The sequence below is a fragment of the Sphaerisporangium dianthi genome (assembly GCF_042654065.1).
Lineage (GTDB): Bacteria > Actinomycetota > Actinomycetes > Streptosporangiales > Streptosporangiaceae > Sphaerisporangium > Sphaerisporangium dianthi.
Genome location: NZ_JBHSFP010000025.1, coordinates 22138 through 44828, shown reverse-complemented (window position 1 = coordinate 44828; position 22691 = coordinate 22138). Strand labels below are relative to the sequence as shown.

Below are 22691 nucleotides of genomic sequence, written 5' to 3'. Positions count from 1 at the left end.
CGCGCCGCCGCGCGGCCCGCCCGGCGGGTCCCGCCCGAGGAGGGCAGGTGAACCCCGCCACCGCGCTGTCGGGCGTCCTGATCGACGAGCTGGTGCGCTGCGGCCTGACCGACATGGTGCTGGCCCCCGGCTCCCGCTCGGCGCCGCTGGCCATCGCGGCGCACGGCGACCCGCGCCTGCGCCTGCACGTGCGCATCGACGAGCGCTCGGCGTCGTTCCTGGCCCTCGGCCTGGCCCGCAGGTCCGAGCGGCCGGTCGCGCTGGTGTGCACCTCCGGCACCGCCGCCGCCAACTTCCACCCCGCGGTGATCGAGGCGCACGAGTCGGGCGTGCCGCTGCTGGTGCTGACCGCAGACCGGCCCCCCGAGCTGCGCGCCACCGGGGCCAGCCAGACGATCGACCAGCTCAAGCTGTACGGGTCGGCGGTGCGCTGGTTCAGCGAGATCGGCGCGCCCGAGGAGCGGCCGGGCCAGGTGGCCTACTGGCGATCGCTGGCGTGCCGCGCCTACCAGCGCTCTCTCGGGCCCGGCGACCCCGGGCCGGTCCACCTGAACGTGGCCTTCCGCGAGCCGCTCATCCCCGACGGCGACACCGCCTGGTGCGAGCCCCTGGAAAGCGGCGCGAGCGGTCCCTGGGTGCGCGCCCGGGTAGGGCCGCCTTCGGCGGGCCTGCACGTCGCGCCGACCCGCCGCGGCGTGCTGGTGATCGGCGACGGCGCGGCCAACGTGCGCAGGTACGTCGCCGCCGCCGGGATGGCCGGATGGCCGGTGCTGTCGGAGCCCACCGGAGGGGGCAGGTACGGCGACCACGCCATCTCGGCCTACCACTTCCTGCTCGGCGACCCCGGCTTCGCCGCCGCCCACCGTCCCGACGTGGTCGTCACGCTCGGCCGGCCCAGCCTGTCCCGCCCCCTGCTGTCATGGCTCAAACAGGCCGACGAGCACATCGTCGTCGCCCCCGACCTGTCCCACTGGCCCGACCCCACCCGCTCGGCCACGCAGGTCGCCGAGGCCGTCGAGATCCCCGGCGCGGCCGGCGACGACGCCTGGCTGCGGTCCTGGCGGGCCGCCGACGCGGCCGTGCGCGCGGCCGTGGACGCCGTCCTGGACGAGGCCGAGCAGAGCGAGCCGCGCCTGGCCAGAGACCTCGCCGAGGCGCTGCCCAACAACTCCCTGCTGTTCTGCGGCTCCTCTATGCCGATCAGGGATCTCGACCAGGCCATGCGGCCCAGGCGCGGCCTGCGGCTGCTCGCCAACCGCGGCGCCTCGGGCATCGACGGGCTGGTGTCCACCGCGGTGGGCGCCGCGCTCGCCCACAACGGGCCCTCCTACGCCCTGATCGGCGACCTCACCCTGCTGCACGACCAGAACGGCCTGGTGCTCGGCCCTCGCGAGCCCCGGCCCGACCTGTGCATCGTGGTCGTCAACAACGACGGCGGCGGCATCTTCTCGCTGCTCCCGCAGGCGGCGCTGACCGACTCCTTCGAACGCGTCTTCGGCACCCCGCACGGGGTGAACCTGTCCTACCTCGCCGCCGCCACCGGCACCCCGCACACCCTGCTCTCCTCCATCGGCGACCTGCCCAAGGCGATCAGGGGCGAAGGGCTGCGCATCGTCGAGGTGCGCACCGATCGCGCCGAGAACGCCCGCGTCCACGCGGCGATGCGCGAGGCCGCCCAGGCGGCCCTCAGGGATCTCCCCTAAAAGTCCCTGGTGTTCTCCGCTGACGCAAAGCGAGTGCATGCCACCGCATAAGGTGTGAGCCATGCATGTCGAGGAATGGCTCATGGCGATCCCGCCGGTGTGGATCTGCGTGATCGTGGGCGTGGTGATCGGCGTCGAGAGTCTCGGCATCCCGCTGCCCGGCGAGGTCGTCCTGGTCAGCGCCGCACTGCTGTCCGCCCAGCACGTCGTCGACCCGTTGTGGGTGGGGGCGTGCGCCAGCGCCGGGGCCATCATCGGCGACTCGATCGGGTACGCCATCGGCCGCAAGGGCGGGCAGCCTTTGTTCGACCGCCTCGCCAGGCGCTTCCCCAAGCACTTCGGCCCGGCCCACATCGCCAAGGCCGAGAAGGCCTTCGACCGGTGGGGCATGTGGGCGGTGTTCTTCGGCCGCTTCATCGCGCTGCTGCGCATCCTCGCCGGGCCGCTGGCCGGGGCGCTGCGCATGCCCTACTGGCGGTTCCTGATCGCCAACGTGCTCGGCGGCATCACCTGGGCGGGCGGCACCACCGCCGTCATCTACTACCTGGGCATGGTCGCCGACCGCTGGCTGAAGGGGTTCTCCTGGGTCGGCCTGGTCGTCGCCGTGCTGTTCGGCTGCTTCACCACGCTGTACATCAAGCGCCGCGCCGGCCGCGTCGTCACCGAGGCCGGCGAGCCGGTCGCTCAACGCTCGATCAGCGTGACCTCCAGCGAGTAGTGCGAGGCCCGGTAGACGTGCGAGCCGTGCTCGACGGCCCTGCCCTGATCGTCGTAGGTCGTGCGCACCATCGTCAGCAGCGGCGCGCCCCGGCGCTCCTCCAGCAGCCGCGCCTCTGCGGGGGTGGCCGCGCGGGCGCCGATGCGCTGGTTGGCCACCCGCATGCGCACCCCGGCCGAGCGCAGCAGCTCGTAAAGGCCGCGCTCCTCCAGAGCCTGGGCGGTGAGCGGTCCAAGGCCCGCGGGCAGCCAGTTGTGCAGCAGGGCCAGCGGCTCTCCGGCGGCGTAACGCACCCGCTCCAGGAGCTGCACCTCGGTGCCGGGCGGCACGCCGAGGACGGCGGCGATCTGCTCGTCGGCGTGGGCCGGTCGCAGCGATAGCACCTTGGTCGTCGGCTCCTGCCCGGCCCTGCGCAGGTCGTCGTACAGGCTGGTCAGCTCGACCGTGCGCTTCACCTGGCCGTGCACCACCTGGGTGCCGACGCCGCGCTTGCGGACGAGCAGGCCCTTGTCCACGAGGTACTGGATGGCCTGGCGGATGGTCGGGCGCGAGAGCCCGAGCTGGTCGGCGAGCAGGATCTCGTTGTCGAGCCGCGAGCCGGGCACCAGGTCGCCCCGGCGGATCGCCTCGGCGATCTGCTCGGCCACCTGGAAGTAGAGCGGCACCGGGCTGGAGCGATCGAGGTCGATGTCGAGTCGAGTGCCCATGCCTTCTCCCGGCTCTGTATTGATCGCTTGGAACGAGGCTAGCGGACATCAGAATGTCCTGACAAATATTGACGCTCCGTGGTGTGTCCCGGTCAGCCCGCCCGGCGACGTCGCCCGGAGCGTCCCGCCGGGCCTTGATCGCGAGCGCGCGGGGCCGGGGCGCCCGCTCGCTCGGCGGTGGCTGGAGCCGCCTCGCCCGGGCCCCGATCTCGCGCCGGGCGGCTCAGGGGAGCCGGTGGCCCTTGTGGAGCAGATCGTTGATGACCGCGGCCTCGGCCCGGGTGAGCCGCCCATGCGGCAGTGCCACGCCGAGGGCCTCGGCCAGTGCCCGGTGGCGGGTGTCCACGGTGGCCTCCACGACGTCGGCGAACCCGGCCGCGGCGGCGCGGCCCTGCCGCCAGGCGATCACCATGACCAGGGCCCCGACCGGCAGGCCCGGCCACCACAGGACGCCGGTCGCCGCGTACAACGCTCCCCAGCCGGCCAGGCGGACCGTCTCGTCGAACCGGTCGGCCGCCTCCTGCACCGGCGTGCGGATCGGCTCTTCCAGCACCTGCCACAGCGGGATCCAGACGAGCGCCAGGCGCAGGCCGTACTGGGCGTCGACCCGCTCACCGGCGAGCCGGAAGCGGTCGCCGATCCAGGTGGGCCTGGCCGGCAGGAAGCGTCCGGGAACGGCCGCGCCCTCGGGCGGGCGGGCGGTCGCCCGCCGCAGGCGCCACGCGCGGACGCGCCGCCCCAGCGGGGCGGCCGGCCCCCGCCAGAGGCCGAGCCAGACCGCGCGCACGGCACGGCCCAGCGCCTGGGCCGTCAGGCCCGCGACCACGGCAGCGCCCAGCACGGCGGCCACCGCCGCCGCCGCCGCGACCGGCCGGGCCGACAGCGCCATGCCGGCCTGTTCGGCCCGCTGCACCAGCGCCGCCGCGTCGAACGGCCGGGCGTGGCCGAGGACCACCGCGGTGGCCGCGGCGACGAGCCACAGCAGGCCGGGCAGCACGAGCCGGATCACCCAGCGATCGGAGATCCGCTTGCCCAGTTCGCCCAGTAAGGTCTCCATCGACGCCCTTTCGCACGCGGCGGACGTTGCCGGTCAGTGACCGGGAGTGAAGCGCATCGGAGCTCCGTCGAGCCCGCACAGGGGCGGCTCGCCCCGATCGTTGCGCCCGGCGCGGCGCGGGCAGCGCCAGTGCGGGCAGGCGTAGTCGCCGATGAGCTCGACGGGGTCCTGGCCGGGCAGCGAGACCAGCGCCCCGCCCGCGCGGTGTTCCAGGCGCATGGGCTCGCCGGCCAGCGGCATGCCGAGCTCGGCCCAGGCCGTGGTCGCAGGCCCGCCGGCGGCCACCGCGGCGGCCCGCTGTTCCAGGGCGCCGCTCCAGCCGCCGTCCGCCGCGTCGCGGCGCATCCTCGGCAGGGCCTCGCACCACAGTGCCAGCGCCCACTCTGCGGTCACCGGGGCGGCGCCCGCCCGCCCATCGTCGCCCGGGGGTCGTTCAGGGGGTGTCATGGCCTGCCTTCACCGGTGCCGTCCTGCCACCACGCCACTCTAGTGGCGCGTCGCCGGCGGGGCTCGCCCCTTCTGGCGCGCCCGGACCACCGGGGATCACCCGGGGCGCCGGGCGTGGTCATGGACCGATGTGCAGGTACGGGGCCCACAGGTCGGGCTGGGCGCGGAAACGCTCCCGCAGGCTCCGCACCGCGTGGTGCAGAGCGAGGGCCGCCCGCCCGGCGTCCGGCCGGCCTGCCTGCGCCAGCATCTGGTAGACGCCTTCGGCGAGCGCCGCCGCGTTGCCGTCGGAGACGACCCACTGGGTGGCGACGACGTGCGCGTATCCGGCCATGTGCAGGGCGGCGGCCAGGTGGATCGCCTCGTCGAGCAGTTCCACGCCGCCGACCGCGGTCTGACAGGCCGACAACTGCACCAGTTCGGCCCCCTCCAGCGGCCGGGCGGCCAGGTCCTCCACCGTGAGCGGGCCGTCGTGCAGGTGGACCGCCGCGGCGGCCGGGTCGAACAGGTTCTGGCTGCCGTGACAGGCCAGGTGCGCCCACTCGTGCCCGGCCAGCGCCGAAAGGACCCGGTCGCGGGTGGCGTCCGCGTCGCGAAGGAGCGTGTCGACGGGACGGTGGACGCCGATCGCCCGCAGCTCCCCGTCCACGCCGGGAAGGGGCGGCAGCCCCGGCGTGTGCGACATGCCCACCGCCAGCAGCCGCGGCGCCGCCGCGGGCGGACGGCGCCGCACCTGGCGCAGTGCCTCCAGGGTCGGGGTGTAGGAGGACACGACCTCGTCGATCACCCAGCGCCCGTCTCCGCCCGCCGTCCCCGCCGCGTGCAGCGGCAGCAGGCTGAGCGGCCCGGTCGGACACCACCACAGCCGCGGCGGCCCGCCCAGGAGGGCTTCGCCGCGCTCCGCGGCCTCACCCGGACGGCCGCCGGCGCGGCGCTCCTCGCCGGCGGCCGGGTCGCGCCGCGGCGGCGCCATGGCGTCCAGCACGGGACCCGCGACCGTGTTCCAGAGCCACTCCTGGACGGCCGTGAGGGTCTGCCGGACGTTGACCAGCGCCGCGGGGCCGCGGCCGGCGGTGTCCAGGCGCCGCAGCGCGGTCAGCCAGCCGGCCGTCCGCCGGTCGGCCTCGGCGAGGGTGAGATCGGGCAGCGGCACCAGCAGGGGCTGTTCGGCGCCGGCGGTGACGATCAACGCGTCGCAGCGGTACGCGCTGACGTTGACGACCACGACCGGGCCGCCGGCGGCGGCCTCGCGCAGTTCGGCGAACGGGGTGGGAGCCAGGAAGTGGGCCAGCCCGTCCAGCGAACGCGCCCGCTCCACCAGTTCGTCCCACTCGCGCGCCAGCGACATGCGGGACTCGACCGTCCGCCGCCGTCCCGCCTCGCCGTCCAGGCCGGCGGACTCGGCGGGAAGATCGTCCAGCAGCCGCCGGATCCGCGCCAGCCCGGCCGCGACGTCCGGCGCGCGCCGCTCCAGCACGGCCAGGTCGCCCCGGGTGTGCAGCATCTGCCTCCACAGCACCGAGCGGCCCAGTTCGAGCAGCTCCACGGCCTCAGCGGTCCTGCCGCACTCGATCGCGCGGGCCGCGGCGATCCGGGCCAGGCCTTGCCGGTCGGCCAGCCGCTCGCGGCGGGCGGCCTGGGGCAGTCCGTGCCAGGCCACCTGGGGCAGCAGCCGCACGGCGGCCGCGTAGCCCTCCGCCGACGCCGCCGGCGTCGGGGCCGCGCGGCCCCACGCCGAGGCGGCGGCCATCCGCACCGACGTCGTGGCGGTCCGGCTCCGCGCGGCGGTGCGCCATGTCCGGATCGCGCGCTCGGTACGGCTCTCGTCGTCGTCGCTGGGGGAGAGGAGTGCCGAACCCAGGTTGAGCAGCCACATCGCCTGCGACGGGTGGCCGTCGGGGACCGTCCGCACCGCGTGCTCCAGGTGGGCGACGGCCGCGTCGGAGTCGGCCCGGTCACCGGTGAGCAGGAACCGGGCGCTCAGCGCGTTGCCCAGGTTCGACAGGCACGTGCCCAGGTAGGGGTGCGAGGGCGGCAGCTCGCGCACGGCCTCCTCCAGCAGGCGGATCGCCTCGCTCAGATCGCCGTCCAGGGCGGCGCGATCTGCGGGAACGTCGTGATGGCCGTCGTCCTGGGCGCCGTCCTTGGCGGCGTTCACGGCGGCGAGGTCCAGGGCGGCGTCGTCCAGGCCGTCGCCGTCGCCGTCGCTGGGGCCGTCGCCGTGGTCGTCGTCGGCGAGGTCCGCGGCCGCGGACCGGGCCAGCAGGGAGATCGCCAGGTTGGACCGGCACATCGCCCGGTCGGTGGAGATGCCGAGGAGACCCGCCACGGCCCCGCGGCCGGCCCCGATCGCCCGGTCGATGTCGGCGGGGTCGCCGCCGTCCTCGAACCGGGCGCGCAACGCGTTGCCCAGACTCGACAGGATGCCCGCCTCGATGAGGTGCCCGGCCGGCACGGCCTCGGCGGCCCGGCCGAGGTGGGCGATCGCCTCGTCCAGGTCGCCCTTCTCCCCGGCACGCTGGAACCGGACGTGCAGGGCGTTGCCGAGATTGGACAGGCCCATGGCCCGCAGAGACGGCTCGTCCGCGAGCCGGGCGACCGAGCGGCGCCCCATCTCGACGGCCTCGTCCAGGTCGGCGCCGTTTCCGGTGTGCTCCGACCGCGACCGCAGGGCGTTGCCCAGGTTGGACAGCCGCGTCGCCTCGTCGGGGTCGCCCGGCCTGGTCCGGCGCAGGCTCTCGCGCAGGTGGCGGACGGCCTCGTCCAGGTCGGCGACCCGCGCGGTGAGCTCGCCGCGCGACTGCAAGGCGACGCCGAGGTTGGACAGGCAGGTGGCGGACGGGCCGGCCGGCCCGCGGGCGCCGGCGGCCTCCTCCAGGCGGGCGATCGCCTCATGCAGGTCGGCGGCGTCTCCCTCGCGCTCGAAGCGGCCGTGCAGGGCCGCGCCCAGTGACGTCAGGTAGACCGGCCGGTGCACGGCCGGCGCCGCCGGCAGGATGCGCTCGAGGTGGGCCGTCAGCCGGGCGAGATCGGCGCCGGTCCCGGTGCGCCCGTACCGGCGGGCCAGGACGTTGACCGTCCCGTCGAGGGGCTCCTCCGCCTCGTCCGCGGGCGCGGGGCCGGTCTCGCCCGTGCCGTCGTCCATGTCCGCTTCGGTGGTCTCGTCCGCCCCTGCCAGGGCCGACAGGACGGCTTCGCGGATCGTCGCGTACACGTCCGACGCCGCCGCCTCCGGGCCGGCGATGGCCAGCGCCGCGTCCACGTGCTCCAGCGCCTCGCGGAGCCGGCCGGGGTCCCGGTCGCGCAGGTACGCCTCGTAGAGCGCCTCGGCGGCCTGGGCCAGGTGCATGTGCCGCTGCGGCGTGCCGCGCCCCAGCTGGGCCGACCGCCGCGCGACCTCCACGGCGCGGCGCAGGTCGCGCTCGTCCCCGTCCCGCCGGAACCGGTGCACGAGGCCCCGGCTCAGGTTGGACAGGCAGGTCGGGTAGAGCGGGTCCGACGAGGCCCGGCGCCCGGTCGCCAGCGTGTACGCCGCCATGGCCTGGTCGAGGTCCGTGCCGTCCCCGCCGGTGGTGTACCGGTCCAGCAGGGCGTTCCCGAGATTGTTCAGGGCCCGGTGCCGGTGCGGGCTGCGCTGCCCGTAGGCGGCGGCCGACTCCCGCAGCCATCGCACCGCCGCGTCGAGGTCGGCGGGATCACGGTCCAGCCCGAAGCGGTTGCGCAGGGCGTTGCCGAGGTTGCCGGCGTAACCGGCGCGCTCGGGGTGGTCCAGGGGCGTCTCCTCCAGCAGCGCCCGGTTGAGCCGGACGCTCGTCTCGGCGTCGGCCTCGTCGCCGCGGTCCTCGAAACGGTAGGTGAAGACGTTGGCGCACAGGTGCAGCAGCCGCAGGCGGGGGAAGAGACGCACGTCGTACCAGCAGCGGTGCTCGATCATCCCGGCCGCGAGGCCGGCGGCCTCGTCCAGCGCCCGCGCGACGCCCCGCTCGTACCGGTCGAGCACCTCCTCGAAGAGCGCGATCAGGCGGAACAGCTCGCGCTGCGCTTCTATCGGGTCGCCGAACTCCCGCTCGTCGAGGACCCCGGTCTCGCGTACCCCGGCCAGGAGCCGGCGGCCCCTCGCGACGGAGTGCGACTCCCGGAACATGCGCAGGGACCGCATGTCCCGCGCCAGCCGCTCGAGATCGCGGCCGGTCGGCTCGGAGAGCACCTCGGGGGCGTCCGCGATGGCGCGGCGCACCTCGCCGGCGTCGGTGGAGTTGACGACCGTCAGGACCGGCGCGGTGAGCACGGCCGTCGAGTACCCGTCGATCAGCAGCCGCCAGGTCGCCTCGTCCATGCCGGCGCGGCAGGCGTGCACCAGCCAGGAGTTCTGTTCGTGGGCGAGCACGTCGGCAGAGTCGTCGCCGTCCTCGGCCCGGATCTCGGCCAGCCTTCTGACCAGCGCGGCCTCGACGTCGCCGAGCAGGCCGGGCGGGCAGCGGCCGAGCACCGACCGCTTCTCCGCCCAGGTACCGGCCATCACCAGGTCGCGCGCCACGTCGGCGACGCGCCACATGTTGCGGAACCGCGCCATCGCGCGCCCTCCTCGTCGGCATGCCCGGGGCCCACCTCACTATGACGCCTCGCGGGGCGGTGCGGCACGCCGCGCAGATTAGCCATACATCCGAATGTCACGACAAATGATTGACAGGGAGGTTACGCGAGGTTACAAACTCTGGCATGCGGCCGATCCCGACCTCCGGGTCGGTACGGGAGGTAATCCATGAGATTGACCACGCGGTTGATCGCGGCGACGGCACTTGGCGCGCTGGTCCTGGCCGGATGTTCCGGCGGTGAGCAGCCTGCCCCGGCGGCCGGCGGCGCCCCCGCGTCGGCGGCGGGCGGGCAGGAGGGCGGCGGCACCTTCGCGGTGATCACCCACGGCGCCGCCGGGGACGCGTTCTGGGACGTGGTGAAGAACGGCGCCGAGGCGGCCGGCAAGCAGTACGGCGCCACGGTCACCTACCAGGGCGACGGCGACCCCCCCAAGCAGGCCCAGCTCATCGACCAGGCGGTCAGCCAGAAGGTCGACGGCGTGGTGGTCTCCATGGCCAACCCCGACGCGCTGAAGGAGGCCATCGGCAAGGCCGTGGCCGCCAGGATCCCGGTCGTCACCATCAACTCCGGCGCCGACAAGGCCAAGGAGTTCGGCGCGATCACCCACGTCGGCCAGTCGGAGGAGGTGGCCGGTCGCGGCGCGGGGGAGAAGCTCAAGGCCGAGGGGGTCACCAAGCTCCTGTGCGTCATCCACGAGGCGGGAAACGTCGGCCTCGACCAGCGGTGCAACGGCGCCACCGCGACCCTGGGCGGCACCGTCGAGCGGCTCCAGGTCGACGTGAGCAACCTCGCCGACGCCTCCTCCAAGATCAAGGCCAGGCTCCAGAGCGACACCTCGGTCAACGGTGTGCTCGCCCTCAACCCCGCGATCGCCATCGCCGCCCGCGACGCGATCAAGGACGGTGGCTCCAAGGCCAAGCTGGCCACCTTCGACCTGTCGGCCGACGTCGTCGACGCCATCGAGGCCGGGGAGGTCCTGTTCGCCGTCGACCAGCAGCAGTACCTGCAGGGCTGGCTGCCGGTCACGTTCCTCTACCTGTACAAGAAGAACCTCAACACCGTCGGCGGCGGCCTGCCCGTCAACACCGGCCCGGGTTTCGTCACCAAGGAGAACGCGGCACAGGTCGCCGAGCTCGCGCAGGGCGGCACGCGGTGACCAGCGTCATCGCCGACGAGCGGATCGCGGGCGCCGGCCGGGTCCGGCGCCTGCTGATCCGCCCGGAACTCGGCTCGGTGGTCGGCGCGATCGCCGTCTTCGCCTTCTTCTCCGCCCAGTCGCCGGTCTTCCGGTCGGCCGACGGGGTGGCGAACTGGCTGGACCCGGCCTCCACGCTGGGCATCATGGCGGTCGCCATCGCCCTGCTCATGATCGGCGGCGAGTTCGATCTGTCGGCCGGCGTGCTCACCGGCACGACCGGGCTGGTGATGGTCACCCTGGCCACCGAGTACGGCTGGAACGTCTGGGCCGCCATGCTCGCCGGGCTGGCGCTGGCGCTCGCGATCGGCTTCGCCAACGGCGTGCTGGTGGTCCGCACCAAGCTGCCCAGCTTCATCGTCACCCTCGGCACCTTCCTGATGCTCCAAGGGCTCAACCTCGGCGTCACCAAGGCGCTCACCGGCACCGTGCAGGTGAGCGGCCTGCGCAGGGCCGAGGGCTACGAGGGCGCGCGCGCCCTGCTGGCCGGCTCGGTGAGCGCCGGCGGGGTGGACTTCCGGGTGGCCATCTTCTGGTGGATCGGCCTCACCGCCCTTGCCACCTGGATCCTCATGCGCACCAAGGCCGGCAACTGGATCTTCGCGGTGGGCGGCGGCGAACAGGCGGCGCGGGCCGTCGGCGTGCCCGCCGCCCGCACCAAGATCGCACTGTTCATGGTCACGGCCACCGCCGCGTGGCTGGTCGGCTCGATCATGGCGCTGCGCTTCACCTCGGTCCAGGCCAGCGCCGGCATCGGGCAGGAGTTCATCTACATCATCGCCGCCGTCATCGGCGGCTGCCTGCTGACCGGCGGGTACGGCTCGGCGATCGGCGCCTCCATCGGCGCGGTCATCTTCGGCATGGCCGACAAGGGCATCGTGTTCGCCGGGTGGGACGCCGACTGGTTCAAGTTCTTCCTGGGCGCGATGCTGCTGCTGGCCACGCTCGCCAACCGCCTGGTCCGCCGCTATGCCGAGGAGGTCCGGCGATGACACCGAGCACCGTGCCCGCGCGGGAACAGGACGCCCCGGCGGCCCCGCCGCTGCTGGAGGTCCGTGACATCGGCAAGGTCTTCGGCGGTGTCATCGCCCTGCGCGGCGTCTCGATGCTCGTGCGCGCGGGCGAGGTCACCTGCGTTCTGGGCGACAACGGCGCCGGCAAGTCGACGCTTATCAAGATCCTCTCCGGAGTGCACCGGCAGGACGGCGGCGAGTACCTGCTGGACGGCACGCCCGTGCGGCTCGGCGGCCCGCGCGAGGCCCTGGACCGCGGCATCGCGACGGTGTACCAGGACCTGGCGATGGTCCCGCTGATGTCGGTCTGGCGGAACTTCTTCCTCGGCTCCGAGCCGGTCACCGGGCTTCTGCGCAGATTCGACGTCGCCCGCGCCAAGCGGGTGGCGCGCGAGGAGCTGCGGGCCATGGGCATCGATATCCGCGACGTCGACCAGCCGGTCGGCACGCTGTCGGGCGGTGAGCGCCAGTCGGTCGCCATCGCGCGGGCGGTGTACTTCGGGGCCCGGGTGCTCATCCTGGACGAGCCGACCTCCGCCCTCGGCGTCAAGCAGGCAGGGGTGGTGCTCCGCTACATCGCCAGGGCGCGCGACCGGGGTCTCGGTGTGGTGTTCATCACCCACAACCCCCACCACGCCTTCCCGGTGGGCGACCGGTTCCTGTTGCTCAACCGCGGTGTCAGCCTCGGCCAGTTCGGCAAGGACGCCATCACCCGCGACGAGCTGACCTCCCTGATGGCCGGCGGCGCCGAACTCGACGACCTGACCCACGAACTGAACCGCCAGGCGACGTCCCCGGCGGGGGAGCGGAGAGACCCCACTCAGGCGTGAGCATCGCTCACTTCCTGCGGGCGTCGCTCATCACAGCAAGGGGAACCCTTCACCCGGTGACATGATCGAGCCGCCGCCTAGCGGGGGACGTGGTGAACGTCCTCAGCGCGCACATCGCCGAGTATGTGCTCCCGTCCCCACGCGCCGAGCGGCGCCAGCGCCCGGTTGAGCGAGACGCCGAGCGGAGTCAGCGAGTATTCGACGCGGGGCGGCACTTCGTCGTACACCTCGCGGTGCACGATGCCGTCCACCTCCAGTTCTCGCAGATGAGAGGCGAGCACTTTCTCGGTCACCCCCGGCAGCAGCCTGCGCAGCTCGCCGAAGCGGCACGCCCGCTCGTCGAGCGCCCACAGGATCAACACCTTCCACTTGCCGCCGATCACGGCCATCGCCGCGTCGATCCCGCATTCGTACGCCCCCGGCCTCCGCGCAGCCGCCATGGCCCACCTCTCCTGCCTGCTCACTCACCCCAGAGTAACCACGCACCTCGAAGTGCGTACTTGATCGTTTCGGGGCCTGCGGCAAGGCTGACCGGCATGAATGACAACACCGGTGAGAAGTCCCGGCTCACTCTCCTCGGGCTCGGCGCCATGGGTACCGCGCTCGCCCGTGCGTGGCTCGCCGCCGGGCACCCGCTGACCGTCTGGAACCGTACTTCCAGCCGGGCCGAGCCGTTCGCCGCCGAGGGCGCGGCGGTCGCCGGAACGGCCGCCGAGGCGGTGGCCGCGAGCGATCTCGTGGTCGTCTGCCTGCTCGACGATGTCTCGGTCGGCGAGGCCCTGGCGGACGCCGATCTGAGGGGCAAGGACCTGGTCGACCTCACCACCGGCACCCCCGCCCAGGCCAGAGCCCGCGCCGAGTGGGCCGAGAAGCGTGGCGCCCGCTTCCTGGACGGCGGGATCATGGCGGTCCCGCCGACGATCGGCACGCCGGGATCCGGCGGCTACGTCTTCTACAGCGGATCGCGCGCCCTTTTCGAGGCCCGCCACAGCGCACTGGCCATACCGGCCGGCACCAGGTACGTCGGTGAGGATCCCGGCTTCGCCGCCCTCCACGACGTGGCGTTGCTGAGCGCGATGACCGGGATGTTCGCCGGGGTTTCGCACGCTTTCGCGCTGATCCGCGATAAGGACATCGCGCCGAAGGACTTCGCCCCTTTGGTCGTCGATTGGCTCACCGCCATGGCCCCCTACGCGTACGGGGTCGCCGACCACCTGGAGAGCGGCGACTACACCAAGGGCGTGGTCTCCAACCTCGCCATGATGGTCGAGGGCAACTCGACGCTGCTGCGCACGGCCGGGGAACAGGGGGTCAGCGCCGAGCTGCTGACCCCGTTCATGGCCCTGATGGAGCGCCGCCTTGCTGACGGCCACGGTGACGAGGGCACCACAGGAGTGATCGACCTGCTCACTCGCTGAGGTCTGCACCGTGGACTCCACCTCCCCGTGACACGGAGGTCCACGGGGACGGCCTGTGGCGGCGCACCCGCCCCCACGGTGCTCAGGGCCGCGACCGCGGATCAGCCCTCAAGGGCGTAGCGCATGACGCGGAACTTGGCCTGGGCCTCGGCCAGTTCGGCCGCGGGGTCGGAGTCGCCCATGATGCCGCAACCGGCGAACAGCCGGGCCCGGCGCCCGTCTATCTGGGCGCAGCGCAGGGCGATGCCCCACTCGCCGTCGCCGCGTCCGTCGATCCAGCCGACCGGCCCGGCGTAGCCGCCGCGGTCCATGCCCTCGAGCTCGCGGATCACGTCGAGGGCCACGCCGGTCGGCGTGCCCCCGACGGCGGCCGTCGGGTGCATGGCGGCCACCACGTCGAGCACCGACGCGCCGTCGGCCAGCCGGCCGCGCACCCGGCTGGCCAGGTGCTGCACGTTCGGCAGCACCAGCAGCTCCGGCTCGTCGGGCACGGTGAGCGAGGCGCACAGCGGGGTGAGCGCCTCGCGGACCGAGGCGACCGCGCACGCGTGCTCGTGGCGGTCCTTGCGCGAGGCGAACAGGGCCGCCGCCTGGGCGCGGTCCTCGGCCGGGCCGGCCCCCCGGTAGGTGGTGCCGGCGAGCACCAGCGACTCGACGGCCTTGCCGGTGTGGCGCACCAGCAACTCGGGGGTGGCGCCCACCAGGCCCGCGCAGGAGAAGGTGTAGCAGTCGGGGTAGGTGGCGGCCAGCCGCTGCAGCAGCAGGCGCACGTCGATGTCCCGCTCGGCGGTGGCGACCAGGTCGCGGGCGAGCACGACCTTCTCCAGCCGCCCCGACTTGATCTCGCCGACCGCGCGGCCCACGGCGTGCTGCCACTCGGGCGCGGTCAGCGAGCCGTCGCCGTACACGACGCGGCCGGGGGAGCCCGCGGGCGCCATCAGCTCCATCGGCGCCTCCCCGACCGTGGTCAGCCACGCGCGGCCGTTCCTGCGGCCCAGCACGACTCGGGGGATCACCAGCACCGAGCCGCGGGCCTCGGGGTCGAAGGTGAACGAGCCGAAGGCGACCGGACCCGAGCCCGGCACGTGCACGTCGTCATCGACGTGGGCCTCGCCGAACGCCGAGGCCAGCCACGCCCTCGCCCAGTCGAAGCGGCCGGGGCCGGGCGGCACCGTCACCCGGGCCGCCTCGCCCCAGGCGACCAGGCCCTCGCCACGGTGGACCCAGGCGTAGGGGGGAGCCTGCGGCAGTCGCGCGACCAGATCTCCAGCGTGATCGATGGGGATGGTGCGAACCAGCGGGGGGCGGGTTGTCCCGAGCGCGACACTCACTCTGCCCACCTTATGCGGAAACTGAACACGTTCGACATCAGGCCCCGTCTCAAGGCCTCCACCTGTCATGGGTGATCACGCGTCATGGGCGTCTACATACACGTCCCCGGCTGTCAAGCCGCGATAGGAACTTGGTCAACGGTAGCAACGCGTTCCCCGGAGGTAATAGAGCGCGCCCTTGCCGATCTCTACCTTGGGTGTCGATCTCTCCGCCGGGGATGGATCGTTCCCGGTGGAGGTGACCATGGTCCGCAAGATCGCGCTCGTTCTCGCCGCCGCGGCGGTGTGCGTGCCCGGCGCGGCCCTCCCGGCCGCCGCCGAGCAGGTGCCGCCGGTGATGGCGGCGCTGGGCGACTCGATCAGCGCGGGCTTCAACGCCTGCGGCTGGTACGTCTCGTGCACCTCCCGCTCATGGTCGGCCGGGGATCACCCCTCGGTGAACAGCCACTACGTGCGCCTGCTCGGCTTCGGCCAGGCCGTCAAGGGCCACAACCTCAACTTCGCCGTCCCCGGCTCGACCAGCGCCGACCTGGCAGGGCAGGCCCACAAGGCCATGGCGGCCAAGGCCGCCTACGTCACCGTCCTGATCGGCGCGCAGGACGCCTGCGTGTCCAGCGAGGCGCGCATGACACCGGTCTCCACCTACCGCGCCCGCGTCGACCGGGCGCTGGCCGTGCTGGCCCCCACCGGCGCGAAGGTCTTCGTGGCGAGCATCCCCGACGTCAAGCGGCTGTGGCGCCTCGGCAAGGACAACCTCGTGGCCCGCTCGTTCTGGGCGCTCGGCCACATCTGCCCGGCGATGCTGGCCAACGCCGCCTCGACCGCCAAGAAGGACCAGGCCCGCCGCGACCGCGTCAGGGCCCGCGTCCAGGACTACAACGAGGCGATGCGGCAGGCGTGCACCGCCTACGGCCCGGGCTGCCGCTCCGACGACGGAGCGGTGTTCGCCTACCCCTTCACCCTCGACCACATCAGCAAGTGGGACTACTTCCACCCCAACGCCGACGGCCAGCGCGCCCTCGCCCGGGCGACCTTCCCGCACGGATTCCCCTGGGACAAGACCCCCTCGGCCCCCGAGACGCCGACCTTCGGGCCCGAGCCCACGCCCGAGCCCCTCACCACCACCGACCCCCGCGCCCTGTCACGCTCGGCGGCCGGCCCGGCCGGGAGGTGACCCCTCCGCGCCGAAGTCTCGGGGCGGAAAGACGAGGTTCACAGCCAGCCGTTGTGGCGGGCCATGGCCGCGGCTTCTATGCGGTTGCGGGTGCCGGTCTTGCCGATGGCGGACGACAGGTAGTTGCGCACGGTGCTCTCCGACAGGTGCAGCCGCCGGGAGATGTCGGCGATGGTGGAGCCGTCGGCGGCCGCGGTCAGCACGTCGCGTTCACGGTCGGTCAGCGGGCTCGGGCCGGTGCTCAGCGCCGCCGCCGCGAGCGCCGGGTCGATCACGCGCTCACCGGCCAGGACGCGCCGCACGGCCGCCGCCAGTTCCTCCACCGGGCCGTCCTTCACCAAGAAGCCCCAGGCGCCGGCCTCCATGGCCCTGCGCAGATACCCCGGCCTGCCGAAGGTCGTCAAGATCAGGACTTTGCAGGAGGGAAGGCGGTCGCGCAGGTCGGCGGCGACGTCCAGCCCGCTGCGGCCGGGCATCTCGATGTCGAGCAGCGCCACGTCGGGCCGGTGCGCAAGGGCCGCGGCGAGGACCTCGTCCCCGGCGGCGACCTGGGCCACGATCTCGATGTCGTCCTCCAGCCCGAGCAGCAGGGCGAGCGCTCCGCGCATCATGCCCTGGTCCTCGGCCAGCAGCACCCGGATCACCGGGCGCTCCGACCGGCGCGGACCACCGGGCGCGGGCCCAGCGAACCTCGCGGGGACCGGCCGGACGGGGAAGGTGCCGGGCCGCACGGGCAAGACGGCGGGCCGCCGGGGGAGGGGCTCGCCGGAACCCGCGGGCGAGGGCCGTTCACGGGGACTCCTGGGGCAGCGTGACCCTGAGGCGGAAGCCGCCGGAGGGGAGGTCGTCCGCGTCGAGGAGCCCTCCGGCCGCCGTCACCCGCTCGCGCAGGCCGCTCAGCCCATGGCCGGCGCCGGCCCGGCGGGCCCCGCCCCGGCCGTCGTCGAGGATCTCCAGCACCGTGCCATTGTCGCCGACGCCCAAAGCGATCTCGCAGGCGTGCGCCCCGCTGTGGCGGATCAGGTTCGTCACGCCCTCGCGCACCGCCCACCCGAGCAGCGCGTCGGTCTCGGGCGGCAGCTCGGCCACCGGCATGCGGGTGGTGAGGCGCACCCCCGCGTCGCCGAGGACGGTGCGCGCCGACTCCACCTCCGCGGCCAGGCCCCGCCCCCGGTACCCGCTCACGGCGGCGCGCACCTCCTTGAGCGCCTCGCGCCCGATGCGCTCGATGTCCCCGGCCTGCTCGGCGGCGGCGTCCACGTTCCCCGGCAGCACCCGGCGCACGGCCTCGGCCTTGACGACCATCACAGAAAGGGTGTGCCCGAGCAGGTCATGCAGGTCGCGCGAGAACCGCAGGCGCTCCTCGGCCACGGCCGTCCTGGCCAGCTCCTCGCGGGTCGCCCTGAGCTGCCCGATCACCTCGAACAACTTCAGCATGATCGCCGGGACCAGCCCGGCCGTGAAGGTGCCCCAGGCCAGCGTCAGCAGCCCGCCCCAGTCGCCGTCGCGGACGGAGGAGGCCCCGCCGGAGGCCGCCGAGACCGCGCAGACCGCGGCGATGGTCACCACGAGCACGATGGTCACCCTGCCGAGGCCCTTGACGGCGACCCCGCAGGCGATGGCGAACAGCACGAACAGCACGTGCCAGGAGCCGTGCAGGGCCAGAGTGAGCGCCAGCGTCAGCGTCCCGAGGAGGGGCAGCGGCACGCGCTCGGCGCGGCGGGGGTCGGTGAAGCCGAGCCTGATCGTCCACAGGTAGAGCACGGTCGCGGCCGCCAGCCCCGGAATCGTGACCCACAGCGGCCCGGCCTCGCCGCGGACCACCTCCCACAGGGGGCCGATCAGCAGGACCAGCCAGAAGGAGAACCCCCGCGCGTCCGGGCCCTCCGCCGCGAAATCGCGGTCCATGGAGCCCGGGCCGAGGGGACGCTGCTCGCTCACCGGCACAACCTAACCGTCGCGCGGACCCGCCCCGGCCCGCGCCCCCCGCCGCCCGTGTGCGGCCGTCCGCGGCGGGCCGGGTGCGCCGGGTGCGCCGCGTCCGTACATCGGCCCGCGCGGTGGCCGGCGTTCATGCCGTGCGGCCGGCGCGGCGGTAGCCGAGCAGCGCGTAGGCGCCGAAGACCGCCAGCCAGCCGAGCAGGACGAGCACCGAGCGGAGGGCGGGGGCCTGGCCGAAGGCGACATGCCAGGACAGGTCGGCGTAGCTGTGGGTGGGCGTCCACTCCGAGACGGCCTTCAGCCAGCCGGGGAACCGGTCGGCCGGGATCCACAGGCCGCCGGCGACGGCCAGGGTCATGCTCGCGCCGAAGTTGGCGATGCCCGCCGACTGGGCGCTGAGCCGATAGCCGTTGCCGAGGCCGAACAGGGTGAACGGGATCGTGCCCGCCCACAGCAGGGCGATGATCGACACCCACTGGCCAGGCCTGAGGGAGACGTGGTTGACCAGTGTGCCCGCGACCAGGATGGCGGCGATCGCGGGCACCACGACGACCATCCCCGTGATCGTCTTGCCGGCCACGACGGTCGCCGGGGCCAGAGGCGTGAGCCGCAGCTGGCGCAGCCAGCCGAGGGCCTTGTCCTCGCCGAGCCCGGTGCCGTTGTTGAAGGCCGCGCCGATGCCGCCATAGGCGGCCATGCTCACCATGATGAACAGCGCGGCCTGCTTCTCGTCGCCGGGGGCCAGGCCGAGGGTGGTGAAGATCAGGTACATCACGACGGGCATCGCGATGCCGAAGACGAGGAAGGTCACGTCCCGCAGGACGCGCAGGAGTTCCAGGCGGACGTAGCCGAGCATCAGACGTCGTTTCCTTCCGGGGCGGGGCGGACGGGGGAGCCGGGACGGGCCGAGGCGGCGGCCGGCGCGGAGGCGGGAGGATCGAGGTCGGTGGCCGTGGCGGAGACGGCCGCGGAGGTGGCGGGGCGCCGGCCGGTCAGGGCGACGAAGGCGTCCTCCAGATCGGCCGGGGACACCTCCAGATCGCGAAGGGCCCGCGCTTCGGCGAGCGCCATGACGGTGGCGTCGGAGTCGGCGCTGCGCAGATGGGCACGGCGCCCGCGGATCTCGACCATGGTGACGCCGGGCAGGCCGCCGAGCCAGGAGGTGTCGCCGTCGACCGTCAGGCTCACCGTGGTCAGCGCCGCCACGCGCTTGATCTCCCTGCTGGTGCCGTCGGCGACCACGCGGCCCCGGTCGATCACCACGATGCGGTCGGCGTGCTCGTCGGCCTCCTCCAGGTAGTGCGTGGAGAACAGGATCGTCTTGCCGCGCGCGGCGTAGCGGCGCATGCCGTCCCAGAACTCGCGGCGGGCCTCCACGTCCAGCGCCGCCGTGGGCTCGTCCAGGACGATCAGGTCCGGGTCGCCGGCGAGGGCCAGGGCGAACCGCACCCGCTGGGCCTGGCCGCCGGACAACCGGTCCACCCGGCGGCCGGCCAGGTCGGTGAGACGGGCGGTGGCCAGCACGTCGTCCACGGCGAGGGGAGCGGCGTAGGCGCCGGCGACGAAGCCGATCACCTCGCGCACCGTCACCCTGGGGATCAGGCCGCCCTCCTGCGGCATCGCGCTCATGCGGCCGGCCCGCACGGCGGCCCGTGGTGTGCCGCCGAAGACGCGCACCTGCCCCGCGTCCGGGACGGTCAGGCCGAGCAGCATGCCGATCGTGGTCGACTTGCCCGCGCCGTTGGGGCCGAGAAGTGCCAGCGTCTGGCCCTTCGGGATGTCGAGAGTCAGCCCGTCCACGGCCCGGACCGTCCCGAAGCTCTTGGTCACCTCTGCGAGTGACACGGCGTTCACGCTCATGCCCACGACGGTAAGGATCACCTCCCGTCCGCCGGTAGGAACACCGATCCGCCGTCCGCCGGGACAAAAGTCCCAAAGATCTTGATCTACGATGTGAAGTCGCGGTGATCGGCCGCCGCCGAGGACACGGCCGCCGGTCGAGATCCGGCCGCGTGACCGGGCACGGCACCCCGCAAGCGTCCGCCGGTCCGTTCCACCCTCTCGTCCGGCCCGCGCGCGGAGGGCTTGCGTGCGTGGACACCGGGGAGGCCAGGCGGGCATCATCGAAGGGACACCGGCGGCCGGCCGGGCGTCAGGCCGGCGGTGCGCGCCCGCGGAAGGACGAGTCCCGTGAGCAATCCCGACCAGACCCTCGCGGCCATCGACGATGTGCTCGCCGGCTGGGAGGCCGGCCCCGACGCCATGGTCTGGACCGCGGGCCCGCCCGAGGCCGAAGATCCGGCCGGCCCCGACGCCGCGGGCCCGCGGCCCGCGCCGGGACCGCCCGGCACGGCGGCTCCGGCTGTACGTGCCCCCCGCCCGGTGGCCGTGATGCTGACCACGGGCTTCGCGGTCTGGGCGCGATCGCCGGCGGTGCGGCGGATGGTCGCCTACGCCCAGAGCCTGGAGGACGAGGCCGTGGCCGAGACCTGCGGGCGCCGCGGCGGCGAGCGCGGCCTTCGTCCCTGTCTGTGCCTGTGCGGCACCCGGCACGGCGAGCGGGGGGACATCTGCGAGGGCGAGGCCGTCGGCACCCATCCCCACGAGTCTTTGACCACCGGCCTGATCGAGGTGCCGATGTGCCGTCCCTGCCTGTCGGCGGACAGGTCCGCGCCGCCGTAGGCGCCGCCTCCGGATGGTGCCCGGGACCCTCACCTGGGCCGTGCCACGAAAATGTGAGGGGGGCGCGCTCGCTCCCCGGCCGGGCGCCAGGGGATGGCGTCCGGCCGGTTTCACGAGAGGCGCGGCTTCATCGCCGGCGGGTCAGCCGCGCAGGCTCCATTGCTGGTTGGCGCCGCCGTTGCAGGCCCACAAGATGAGCTTGGTCCCGTTGGCCGTGCCGGCCGCGTTGGCGTCCAGGCACAGCCCGGACTGCACGCCGGTGATGGTGCCGTTGGAGTTGACGTTCCACTGCTGGTTCGTCTGCCCGTTGCAGTCCCAGATGATCACTGTGGTGCCGTTGGCGGTGCCCCGCCCGTTGGCGTCCAGGCACTTGTTGCCGTACACCTGCAGCTGCTTGCCCGAGGTGGAGGTGAACCGCTGGTTGGTGCCGCCGCCGCAGTCCCACAACTGCACCTGGGTGCCGTTGGTGGTGCTGCTGTTCGGCACGTCGACGCATCGGCTGGACTGGCCGCCCACGATCTGGACGTTCTGCCCGCCTCCGCCGCTCGTCACCGCGTACGCGGCGGCGGTGATGTTGGCCTGGACGGCGTTCTCGGTGGCGTCGGACGGGTATCCGGAGGTCATCACGCCTTCGTAGAAGGTGCCGCGAGCGCCGTTGCTGTTGTCGCCGCCGATGCCCAGGATGATGGCCCCTTCCTTCTTCATCGGGTTGTAGCCGGACACGTTGGGCCGCACCCCGTTGTAGAAGGTCGAAAGGCCGCCCGACTGGGCGTTGCCGCCCCGGATGGCCCAGTGGTTCGGCTCGCCCTTGATGATGGCGGTCAGGAACCGGTGGCTGATGCTCGGGTCGCCGGCGTTGTTCTTCTGGTTCACCCCGGAGAACAGGCCGTTCTCCAGGTCGGCCATGATCCAGGGGCCGCTGCCCGCCCCGGAGCCCCACCAGCTGTTGTTGCCGAAGTAGATGGCCTCCATGTGGCCGTTGCCGTTGTCGAGGTTGTTGGTCTCGGCGTTGCCGTAGTCGAAGCAGCAGGCGCCGTTGTAGTGCGTGCCGTCGAAGATCGCGTACATTCCCTCCGGCTGGTCTCCGGTCGCGATGCCCGAGGTCCGGTTGTTGCGGTAGCCGGTGCCCGGAGCCACGTACACGCCGTAGGCCTTCTGCCCGCCGACCGTGATCGGCGCCGCGGTCGCGTTGGCGAGGTTGTCCGGGCCGCCGGCCGCCCCGCCGCCGGGCGCCTGGGTGAGGTGGTTACCCCGGCCGGACTGGTCGTAGATGATGGTGATGACGCAGCTCGTGCCGGAGCAGAACGAGTCCTGCGTGGCGGCGTTGGCCACTCCACCGGCGCTCAGCACGCCGATGTCCCGGGTGCTGTTGTCCGACGCGCGGCGCACCTGGTACAGCGAGCCGTTGTAGCCGTCGTACAGAGCGCGGGTCGTGCTGTGCGCCGCCACGCACGGCGTGCCACCCGAGGCGTAGATGTCACACGGCTGCGGCGTCGCGGCCTGGGCGGTGCCGGAGCCCACCACGCCGGCGGCGGCGAGCAACGCGCCGACGCTCGCCGCGAGCGCTCTTCTCAGGTTTCCGAGGGGCATTGAAGTGGACCTCTCTTGCTAAATGTTAGCGCTAACACAATGTGGGCGGCCGTGCCGCGGCGCCGCCGCGGCACGCAGGGGGCGGCCGGCGTCCGTCCGCCCCGGCCGGGACCGGATGACGCCTGCCGGAGGATCGGGCCGGCAGGGGAGCCGATCCGGGCGAGCGGGCCCGCCGCCGGGGTGGGCGGACCGCAGCCGCCGCCGGCGCCGGGAGTCACGCTCCGGCGCGCGTGCCGCGGCTCGCGGAGGGGTGCTCGCCCAGGTTCGGTCGCCGTCGGAGCGGACCGGA

Annotated in this window: 19 protein-coding genes; 8 read left to right on the top strand and 11 right to left on the bottom strand. The window is 73.7% G+C overall.

The window, feature by feature from the left end; genetic code table 11:
* Nucleotides 1-47 precede the first annotated feature (47 nt).
* Together menD and ACFO60_RS28635 are read left to right on the top strand one after the other, a co-directional pair.
* A complete protein-coding gene (menD, locus tag ACFO60_RS28640; protein ID WP_380846001.1) occupies nt 48-1703 on the top strand; it encodes a 2-succinyl-5-enolpyruvyl-6-hydroxy-3-cyclohexene-1-carboxylic-acid synthase in 1656 nt (551 codons plus the stop codon).
* A gap of 61 nt (nt 1704-1764) precedes the next feature.
* Complete coding sequence (locus ACFO60_RS28635; protein ID WP_380845998.1) at nt 1765-2421, top strand: DedA family protein; 657 nt, start codon at nt 1765-1767, stop codon at nt 2419-2421.
* Here ACFO60_RS28635 and ACFO60_RS28630 read toward each other — a convergent pair.
* From ACFO60_RS28630 to ACFO60_RS28615, 4 genes are all read right to left on the bottom strand, one after another.
* The gene (locus ACFO60_RS28630; protein ID WP_380845995.1) at nt 2388-3128 is read right to left on the bottom strand and encodes a GntR family transcriptional regulator; all 741 of its coding nucleotides are present in this window, start codon (nt 3126-3128) and stop codon (nt 2388-2390) included. The two genes, ACFO60_RS28635 and ACFO60_RS28630, sit on opposite strands and share 34 nt — an antisense overlap.
* 223 nt (nt 3129-3351) lie before the next feature.
* Nucleotides 3352-4185, bottom strand: a complete 834-nt coding sequence (locus ACFO60_RS28625; protein WP_380845992.1) for a hypothetical protein — start codon at nt 4183-4185, stop codon at nt 3352-3354.
* A 33-nt stretch (nt 4186-4218) separates the two neighbouring features.
* Complete coding sequence (locus ACFO60_RS28620) at nt 4219-4632, bottom strand: hypothetical protein (protein ID WP_380845989.1); 414 nt, start codon at nt 4630-4632, stop codon at nt 4219-4221.
* 118 nt (nt 4633-4750) lie between these two features.
* Entirely contained in the window at nt 4751-9205 is a 4455-nt protein-coding gene (locus tag ACFO60_RS28615; protein WP_380845986.1) for a CHAT domain-containing tetratricopeptide repeat protein, read from the bottom strand.
* Nucleotides 9206-9394: 189 nt separating this feature from the next.
* Between ACFO60_RS28615 and ACFO60_RS28610 the strand changes: the two genes are divergently transcribed.
* From ACFO60_RS28610 to ACFO60_RS28600, 3 genes are read left to right on the top strand one after another with little or no spacing between them, the layout of a single operon-like run.
* A complete protein-coding gene (locus tag ACFO60_RS28610) occupies nt 9395-10384 on the top strand; it encodes a sugar ABC transporter substrate-binding protein (RefSeq protein ID WP_380845983.1) in 990 nt (329 codons plus the stop codon).
* The gene (locus tag ACFO60_RS28605; RefSeq protein ID WP_380845980.1) at nt 10381-11415 is read left to right on the top strand and encodes an ABC transporter permease; all 1035 of its coding nucleotides are present in this window, start codon (nt 10381-10383) and stop codon (nt 11413-11415) included. The genes ACFO60_RS28610 and ACFO60_RS28605 overlap by 4 nt, the downstream gene beginning before the upstream one ends.
* The gene (locus ACFO60_RS28600) at nt 11412-12266 is read left to right on the top strand and encodes an ATP-binding cassette domain-containing protein (RefSeq protein WP_380845977.1); all 855 of its coding nucleotides are present in this window, start codon (nt 11412-11414) and stop codon (nt 12264-12266) included. The genes ACFO60_RS28605 and ACFO60_RS28600 overlap by 4 nt, the downstream gene beginning before the upstream one ends.
* A 77-nt stretch (nt 12267-12343) precedes the next feature.
* Here ACFO60_RS28600 and ACFO60_RS28595 read toward each other — a convergent pair whose 3' ends face one another.
* A complete protein-coding gene (locus ACFO60_RS28595) occupies nt 12344-12706 on the bottom strand; it encodes a winged helix-turn-helix transcriptional regulator (RefSeq protein ID WP_380845974.1) in 363 nt (120 codons plus the stop codon).
* A 96-nt stretch (nt 12707-12802) separates the two neighbouring features.
* Here ACFO60_RS28595 and ACFO60_RS28590 point away from each other — a divergent pair, with 96 nt between their 5' ends.
* On the top strand, nt 12803-13684 hold the full coding sequence (locus ACFO60_RS28590; protein WP_380845971.1) for an NAD(P)-dependent oxidoreductase: 882 nt from the start codon (nt 12803-12805) through the stop codon (nt 13682-13684).
* A 101-nt stretch (nt 13685-13785) separates the two neighbouring features.
* Here ACFO60_RS28590 and ACFO60_RS28585 read toward each other — a convergent pair whose 3' ends face one another.
* Nucleotides 13786-15015, bottom strand: a complete 1230-nt coding sequence (locus ACFO60_RS28585; protein WP_380845968.1) for an isochorismate synthase — start codon at nt 15013-15015, stop codon at nt 13786-13788.
* Nucleotides 15016-15247: 232 nt separating this feature from the next.
* Here ACFO60_RS28585 and ACFO60_RS28580 point away from each other — a divergent pair, with 232 nt between their 5' ends.
* Entirely contained in the window at nt 15248-16189 is a 942-nt protein-coding gene (locus ACFO60_RS28580) for an SGNH/GDSL hydrolase family protein (RefSeq protein WP_380845965.1), read from the top strand.
* A gap of 38 nt (nt 16190-16227) precedes the next feature.
* Here ACFO60_RS28580 and ACFO60_RS28575 read toward each other — a convergent pair whose 3' ends face one another.
* The 4 genes from ACFO60_RS28575 to ACFO60_RS28560 all read right to left on the bottom strand — a co-directional run bounded on the left by ACFO60_RS28575 (nt 16228) and on the right by ACFO60_RS28560 (nt 19990).
* On the bottom strand, nt 16228-16833 hold the full coding sequence (locus tag ACFO60_RS28575; protein WP_380845962.1) for a response regulator: 606 nt from the start codon (nt 16831-16833) through the stop codon (nt 16228-16230).
* 145 nt (nt 16834-16978) lie between these two features.
* Complete coding sequence (locus tag ACFO60_RS28570; protein WP_380845959.1) at nt 16979-18130, bottom strand: sensor histidine kinase; 1152 nt, start codon at nt 18128-18130, stop codon at nt 16979-16981.
* A 130-nt stretch (nt 18131-18260) separates the two neighbouring features.
* Nucleotides 18261-18986, bottom strand: coding sequence for an ABC transporter permease (locus tag ACFO60_RS28565; RefSeq protein WP_380845956.1), 726 nt, complete (start codon nt 18984-18986; stop codon nt 18261-18263).
* On the bottom strand, nt 18986-19990 hold the full coding sequence (locus ACFO60_RS28560) for an ABC transporter ATP-binding protein (protein WP_380845953.1): 1005 nt from the start codon (nt 19988-19990) through the stop codon (nt 18986-18988). The genes ACFO60_RS28565 and ACFO60_RS28560 overlap by 1 nt, the downstream gene beginning before the upstream one ends.
* 330 nt (nt 19991-20320) lie before the next feature.
* On the opposite strand from ACFO60_RS28560, the gene ACFO60_RS28555 reads away from it, so the two are divergent.
* Nucleotides 20321-20812, top strand: coding sequence for a hypothetical protein (locus ACFO60_RS28555; protein WP_380845950.1), 492 nt, complete (start codon nt 20321-20323; stop codon nt 20810-20812).
* Nucleotides 20813-20953: 141 nt separating this feature from the next.
* Here ACFO60_RS28555 and ACFO60_RS28550 read toward each other — a convergent pair whose 3' ends face one another.
* Nucleotides 20954-22402, bottom strand: a complete 1449-nt coding sequence (locus tag ACFO60_RS28550) for an arabinofuranosidase catalytic domain-containing protein (RefSeq protein WP_380845948.1) — start codon at nt 22400-22402, stop codon at nt 20954-20956.
* Nucleotides 22403-22691 lie beyond the last annotated feature (289 nt).